A 6,975-nucleotide genomic window follows, 5' to 3' on the forward strand; every position below is an offset into this window, starting at 1 on the left:
ACGCACGGTTCGGACCGGTTTGAAGCCGAATTTGCTGCTGCACCGCCAGAAAACTGTGCTGCAGCGCACTTTCGCTGGCACTCGACCGCAGAAATTAAATCGATTAATTTGGCTTTCTCTTGACTCCGGATCAATTCAGTGGCGAGATCAAAATCACCAAAGCGCTTTGGAAGACTCTACGAAAGGTTGCAGTTCCTTTCCGACTGAGTCACAGTCCTGCAGCGCCGGCGGACGGAATGGAGGTTTCGTTCGGTGTTTGTCACCACTGGGAGGGAATACCGATGAAGAAAATGCTTCTGCTGGGCGCTGCGTTTGCCACGCTTGCGCTCGCCATGCCGGCGCAAGCCGAACTGAAGTTCAAGCCGGGCGAAGATCCCCGTTTCAACTGGGCCAACTACGAGGAGCTCAAGAAGGTCGACCTCAAGGGCGAGACGCTGACGATCTTCGGGCCGTGGCGCGGCGAGGACGAAGGGCTTATCCGCACCGTCCTCGATTACTTCTCCGAAGCCACCGGCGCCGAGATCAAGTACTCCTCGTCGGAGAATTACGAGCAGCAGATCGTCATCGACACGCAGGCCGGCAGCCCGCCCAACATTGCCGTGCTGCCGCAGCCGGGCCTGATCCAGGATCTGGCATCGAAGGGGCTTTTGACGCCGCTCGGCGACGACACGGCCAACTGGGTCAAGGACAATTACGGCGCCGGCCAATCCTGGGTCGACCTCGGCACGTTCAAGGACAAAGACGGCAAACCCGGCTTCTTCGCCTTTCCGTATAAGGCCGACGTGAAGTCGCTGGTCTGGTACTCGCCGGACAATTTCGAGGAAGCGGGCTACAAGGTGCCGAAGACGCAGGAAGAGCTTGCCGAGCTCGAAAAGAAGATCATCGCCGACGGCGGCACGCCATGGTGCATCGGGCTTGGTTCGGGCGGCGCCACCGGCTGGCCGGCGACCGACTGGGTCGAAGACATCATGCTGCGCACCCAGACGCCCGAGACCTACGACAAATGGGTTAAGAACGAAATTCCGTTCAACGATCCGGCAGTGGTCAACGCGATCGACATTTTCGGCAAGATCGCGACCGACGACAAGATGGTCGAGGGCGGCGCCAAGGCGGTTGCGGCGACCGATTTCCGTGACAGCCCGAAGGGCCTCTTCTCGGTGCCGCCGAAATGCTATCTGCACCACCAGGCATCGTTCATCCCGACCTTCTTCCCGCAAGGCACCAAGATCGGCGAGGATGCCGACTTCTTCTATTACCCGCCCTACGCCTCCAAGCCCGAGCTCGGCACTCCGGTGCTCGGCGCCGGCACGCTGGCCATGATCACCAAAGATAGCAAGAGTGCCCGCGCGTTCATCGAATTCCTGAAGCTGCCGCTCGCTCATGAGATCTGGATGGCACAGGGCGGCTTCGTGACGCCGTTCAAGTCGGTCAACAAGGACGCCTATGCTAGCGACGCGCTGAAGAAGCAGGGCGAGATCCTGGCCAACGCCTCGACCTTCCGCTTCGACGGGTCCGACCTGATGCCGGGCAAGATCGGCGCCGGTGCGTTCTGGACCGGCATGATCGACCTGGTCGGCGGCAAGTCCGCCCAGGACGTCGCCACTGACATCCAGAAAAGCTGGGACGCGATCAAGTAAGCGGCCGGCTTGAGTTCCCAATGTGATGTGGTCCGGGCCTCAAACGGCCCGGACCTTATCCGGTGCTTGGCGTCGCGTCGATTGTCGTGAGCACAACGCATTCCGGCATGACGCGCGCCCAGTGACCTGCTTTCCGGCTGGTCGCGCTCCAGACAACTGAATCGGCGCATGATCCCGTCGCCAAAGCCATTCTCGACTGGCGGATCCGTGCGCAGGGGGAGGGACCCATGGCGGCTCAGATTTTTTCGGCGATATTCGTCATCATCATCGGCGTGGGCGGCTGCGTCGCCTATTTCTGGGGCGCCAACAAGGCACTCGACACGATCTTTCCGGCGCGCGGCGTTTCCGGCAAGGCGGCGATTAACAATCTGCGCCGGCAGGGGGTGATCCGGCCCTGGCTGTTCGTCGGCCCGGCGATGATCATCCTCACCATCTACCTGATCTACCCGGTGGTGGAGACACTGAGGCTGTCGTTCCTTGATCGCGGCGGCGCCCATTTCGTCGGCTTGGCCAACTATCAATGGGCGTTCGGCGACCGCGAGTTCCGCAACTCGATCCTCAACAACATCATCTGGCTGGCGGTGGTGCCGGCCGCCTGCACCTTCCTCGGGCTGATCATCGCCGTGCTCACCGACAAGATCTGGTGGGGCACCATCGCCAAGAGCCTGATCTTCCTGCCGCTGGCGATCTCGTTCGTCGGCGCCAGCGTCATCTGGAAATTCATCTACGAATATCGCGGCGACGGGCAGACGCAGATCGGCCTGCTCAACGCCATCATCCAGTATTTCGGCGGCCAGCCGCAGGTCTGGATCTCGCTGCCGTTCTGGAACAACTTCTTCCTGATGGTCATCCTGATCTGGATCCAGACCGGCTTTGCCATGGTCATCCTGTCGTCGGCCTTGCGCGGCATTCCGGAAGAGACGCTGGAAGCCGCCGTCATCGACGGCGCCAACCCTTTCCAGATCTTCTGGAAGATCATGGTGCCGCAGATCTGGGGCACCATCGCCGTGGTCTGGACCACCATCACCATCCTGGTGCTTAAGGTTTTCGACATCGTGCTGACCATGACCAACGGCCAGTGGAACAGCCAGGTGCTGGCCAATCTGATGTTCGACTGGATGTTCCGCGGCGGCGGCGATTTCGGCCGCGGCGCCACCATCGCCATCATCATCATGATCGCGGTCATTCCGATCATGGTCTGGAACATCCGCCAGGCGAACAAAGAGACGGAAGGGCATTGAGATGGCCGCGTCGACCGGAAAGTCCTTTGTCAGCCGTTTCGGCGTCCACATCGCCGTCTTCATCTTCGTTGCGATCTGGACGATCCCGACGCTCGGCATTCTGGTCTCGTCACTGCGCGACAAGGATCAGATCATCGCTTCGGGCTGGTGGAACTCGTTCACCAGTTCCAGCCAGACGGAAGCCGGCCGGCTGCCGCCAGCCTCGGCGCAGGTCGAGAAGGAGGGCAAGTTCGTCCTGCAAGGCAATATCTTCGGCGACGGCCCGGCCCGCAACATCAGCGCCTTTGGCGTCAAGTCGGCCGCGCCGACGCAATATCCCGCCGGCTCGACAGCCGATCTCGGCGACGGCGTCACCCTGCAACTCAATGCCGACGGCAGTTTCGTCATGACCTCGCCGAAGGCTTTCGAGAGCGAACGCGGCCAGCGCGTCTATTACGCCTCGTCGGCGCCGCCGAAATTCACCACCGACAATTACGACACGGTGCTGTTTTCGGAAGGCATCGGCCGCTCCTTCATGAACTCGCTGACCGTCACCATTCCGGCGACCGTCATTCCAATCCTGATCGCCGCGTTCGCCGCCTACGCGCTGGCCTGGATGCGCTTTCCTGGCCGGGCCCTGCTCATCGCCGTCATCATCGGCCTCCTGGTCGTGCCGCTGCAGATGTCGCTGATTCCGCTGTTGAAGCTCTATAACGGCGTCGGCAGCTTCTTCGGCGTGCCGTCGAAGACCTATCTCGGCATCTGGCTGGCCCATACCGGCTTCGGCCTGCCTTTCGCCATCTATCTTCTGAGGAGCTATATCGCCGGCCTGCCACGCGAGATCATGGAGTCGGCGCGCATCGACGGCGCCAGCGATTTCGAGATCTTCGTCAAGATCGTGCTGCCACTGTCGTTCCCGGTGCTGGCCTCGTTCGCCATCTTCCAGTTTCTCTGGGTGTGGAACGATCTGCTGGTGGCGATGGTTTTCCTTGGTACCGAGGGCGACCAGATCGTGCTTACCGCCAAGCTCAATGCGTTGCTCGGCTCGCGCGGCGGCGACTGGGAGATCCTGACGACATCGGCCTTCGTCACCATCATCGTGCCGCTGATCGTGTTCTTCTCGCTGCAGCGCTATTTCGTCCGTGGGCTGCTTGCCGGCTCGGTGAAAGGAGGTTGAGATCATGCAATCCGCTTTGAAGGCCACCCCGAAGCCAGATCTCGCTATCGATCGCGACTGGTGGCGAGGTGCCGTGATCTACCAGATCTACCCGCGCAGCTATCAGGATTCGAACGGCGACGGCATCGGCGACCTCAGGGGCATGATCGGCCGGCTGGCCTACATCGCCTCGCTCGGTGTCGACGCCATCTGGATCTCGCCATTCTTCAAATCGCCGATGAAGGATTTTGGCTACGACGTGTCGGATTATTGCGATGTCGATCCGATGTTCGGCACGCTGGCCGACTTCGACGCGCTGACCGCAGAGGCGCACCGGCTTGGCCTCAAGGTGATGATCGACGAGGTGCTCTCGCACACCGCCGACATCCATCCCTGGTTCAAGGAGAGCCGCTCGAGCCGCAGCAATCCAAAAGCCGACTGGTATGTCTGGGCGGATGCCAAGCCGGACGGCACGCCACCCAATAACTGGCTGTCGATCTTCGGCGGCTCGGCCTGGCAGTGGGACACCAGCCGCCAGCAATATTACCTGCATAATTTCCTGGCCGAGCAGCCCGACCTCAATTTCCACAGCCGCGCGGTCCAGGACGCGCTGCTCGACGTCACCCGCTTCTGGCTGGAGCGCGGCGTCGACGGCTTCCGACTCGATACCATCAATTTCTATTTCCACAGCCAAGGCCTGGAAGACAATCCGCCGCTGCCGCCCGAGCAGCGCAACGACCAGACGGCGCCGGCCGTCAACCCCTACAACTACCAGGACCATCTCTACGACAAGAGCCGGCCTGAAAACCTCGGCTTCCTCGAACGCTTCCGCGCCTTGCTCGACGAATACCCGGCGACGGCCGCGGTTGGCGAGGTCGGCGATTCGCAGCGTGGGCTGGAAGTGGTGGCGGCCTATACGGCCGGCGGCAAGCGCGTGCATATGTGTTACTCCTTCGACTTCCTGGCGCCGGAGAAGATCAGCGCGGCAAAGGTGCGCTCGGTGCTGGAAACCTTCGGCAAGGTGGCCAGCGACGGCTGGTCGTGCTGGGCCTTCTCCAACCATGACGTGATGCGTCCCGCCTCGCGCTGGGCAGCCGGCGAGCCCGACCCGACCGCCTACCTCAAGGTCATCTCGGCGCTGCTGATGTCGTTGCGCGGCTCGGTCTGTATCTATCAGGGCGAGGAGCTCGGGCTCAGCGAGGCCGAACTCGGCTTCGAGGATCTGCAGGACCCATACGGCATCCGCTTCTGGCCTGAATTCAAGGGACGCGACGGCTGCCGTACGCCGATGGTTTGGGACGGCGCTGCCCGCAATGGCGGCTTCTCGACGGCAAAGCCCTGGCTGCCGGTGCCCAGCAAGCACCTTGCGCAAGCCGTCAATGTGCAGCAAGGCGACGACGGCTCGCTGCTCGAGCACTACCGGCGCTTCCTGGCTTTCCGCCGCGCCCATCCGGCACTGGCCAAGGGTGATATCGAGTTCATCGAAAGCGAGGGCGACACCGTCGCCTTCACGCGCCGCGAAGGCAACGAGCAGATCGTCTGCGCCTTCAATCTCGGAGCAAAGCCGGCCGAGGTCGATCTTGGCGGCCGCTCATTGCAGCCCTTGCCGGGACACGGGTTTTCGGGACAGACTGGCGCCGGCACTATCCGCCTCGGCGGCTACGGCGCCTGGTTCGGGCGTATCGACTGAATTCAAGGAAGAACTGGAGGGTACCATGGCCGATGTCACGCTAAGGCAAGTGAGGAAATCATATGGCAATCTCAACATTCTGCACGGCGTCGACCTCGACATAAAGTCGGGCGAATTCATCGTCTTCGTCGGTCCCTCTGGTTGCGGCAAGTCGACCTTGCTGCGCTGCATCGCCGGGCTGGAGGAGATCACCTCGGGCGAGCTCAAGATCGACGGCGAGATCGTCAACGACGTGCCGCCGTCAAAGCGCGGCATCGCCATGGTGTTCCAGTCCTATGCGCTCTATCCGCACATGACCGTCTACGACAACATGGCCTTCTCGATGAAGATCGGCAAGGAAAGCAAGGCCGAGATCGACAAGCGGGTGCGCCAGGCGGCCGAGATCCTGCAGCTGACCAAATATCTCGACCGTCTGCCCAAGGCGATGTCGGGCGGCCAGCGCCAGCGCGTCGCCATCGGTCGCGCCATCGTGCGCAATCCCAAGGTTTTTCTGTTCGACGAACCGCTGTCCAACCTCGACGCGGCGCTGCGTGTCGCCACCCGCATCGAGATCGCCAAGCTCAAGGAATCGATGCCGGCCACAACCATGATCTATGTCACCCACGACCAGGTCGAGGCGATGACGCTGGCCGACCGCATCGTGGTGCTGAAGGAAGGCCATATCGAACAGGTCGGCACGCCGATGGAGCTCTACAAGCGGCCCGGCAATCTGTTCGTCGCCCAGTTCATCGGCTCGCCGGCGATGAACATCCTGCCGGCGACGATCGACAAGACCGGCAACCCGACGGTCGTCAGCCATGTCGGCGGCCGCAAGGCAACGGTGCCGATCGCAACGCCTGCGTCGGCGAAAGGCGCAGCGGTGAGCTTCGGGGTGCGGCCGGAGGATCTGATGATTGCCACCGGCGCCGACTATTTGTTCGAAGGGACGGTCGATTACGTCGAGCAGCTCGGCGAGGTCCAGCTCGTCTATGTCGACATCGGCCGCGCCGACCTGCCGCTGGTGACCAAGCTGCCGGGCAATGTCGAGGTCAAGCGCGGAGCGACGCTGCGGCTGACGGCGGACGCCGGAGACCTACATATTTTCGACGCGGACGGGCGCTCTTTCGCGCTCCATGAAGCAGAAGCAAAGGCGGCTTGAAGCAGGCGTTCTTCCGCCATGCAAGAGACAAGAGCGGCGGGCATGGCACGACGCGCTTGTCTGGAATTAAAGTGAGGCCGTTAGAACGCTTTTCATTTCACGGAAAGCCGAACCACTCTATATAATAGTATTGA

5 protein-coding genes are annotated in these 6,975 nt (G+C 61.9%); all 5 read left to right on the forward strand.

Annotated features, from left to right (window positions below):
- The first annotated feature begins 281 nt into the window (after positions 1-281).
- The 5 genes from NKJ55_RS25245 (at position 282) to NKJ55_RS25265 (ending at position 6,841) form a co-directional block, all read left to right on the forward strand.
- The gene (locus NKJ55_RS25245; RefSeq protein ID WP_352452249.1) at positions 282-1,637 is read left to right on the forward strand and encodes an ABC transporter substrate-binding protein; all 1,356 of its coding nucleotides are present in this window, start codon (positions 282-284) and stop codon (positions 1,635-1,637) included.
- A 227-nt stretch (positions 1,638-1,864) separates the two neighbouring features.
- Entirely contained in the window at positions 1,865-2,878 is a 1,014-nt protein-coding gene (locus tag NKJ55_RS25250) for a carbohydrate ABC transporter permease (RefSeq protein WP_023680221.1), read from the forward strand.
- A gap of 1 nt (position 2,879) precedes the next feature.
- Positions 2,880-4,034, forward strand: coding sequence for a carbohydrate ABC transporter permease (locus tag NKJ55_RS25255; protein ID WP_352452251.1), 1,155 nt, complete (start codon positions 2,880-2,882; stop codon positions 4,032-4,034).
- 4 nt (positions 4,035-4,038) lie between these two features.
- Positions 4,039-5,703 (forward strand): beta-galactosidase BglA, encoded by a 1,665-nt coding sequence (gene bglA, locus NKJ55_RS25260; RefSeq protein WP_352452252.1) that lies wholly within the window; start codon positions 4,039-4,041, stop codon positions 5,701-5,703.
- A gap of 25 nt (positions 5,704-5,728) precedes the next feature.
- Complete coding sequence (locus NKJ55_RS25265; protein ID WP_023680224.1) at positions 5,729-6,841, forward strand: ABC transporter ATP-binding protein; 1,113 nt, start codon at positions 5,729-5,731, stop codon at positions 6,839-6,841.
- Positions 6,842-6,975 lie beyond the last annotated feature (134 nt).

The sequence above is a fragment of the Mesorhizobium sp. M0106 genome (genome assembly GCF_040322715.1).
Classification (GTDB): Bacteria; Pseudomonadota; Alphaproteobacteria; order Rhizobiales; family Rhizobiaceae; genus Mesorhizobium.